Raw genomic sequence first — 244 nt, 5'->3', positions numbered from 1 at the left:
CAAAAGGTTTAGAAGGTGTAGTAGCAACCCAATCCGCCATCAGCTCGATCATTGATGACACACTTACATACGTCGGCTACGATATTGATGACCTGGCTGTCAACGCCAGCTTTGAAGAAGTGATTTACTTATTGTGGCACCAGCGCCTGCCAAAGGCAGACGAATTGGCGGAACTGAAACAGCAGTTGGCTGACAACATGGCCGTTCCCCAAGCCGTGCTGGATCATTTTAAAACATACGACAT

1 protein-coding gene is annotated in these 244 nt (G+C 48.0%); it reads left to right on the top strand.

Translation table 11 applies throughout. The features are described from left to right. A partial coding sequence (locus tag GJB59_RS13655; protein WP_328822969.1) for a citrate/2-methylcitrate synthase occupies window positions 1-244 on the top strand: 244 nt, incomplete at both ends.

Origin of the sequence: Planococcus soli (assembly GCF_016881065.1) — a bacterium.
Classification (GTDB): domain Bacteria; phylum Bacillota; class Bacilli; order Bacillales_A; family Planococcaceae; genus Planococcus; species Planococcus soli.
Note: the sequence above shows the minus strand (reverse complement) of the source record. Positions and strands in the feature narration are given on the sequence as shown.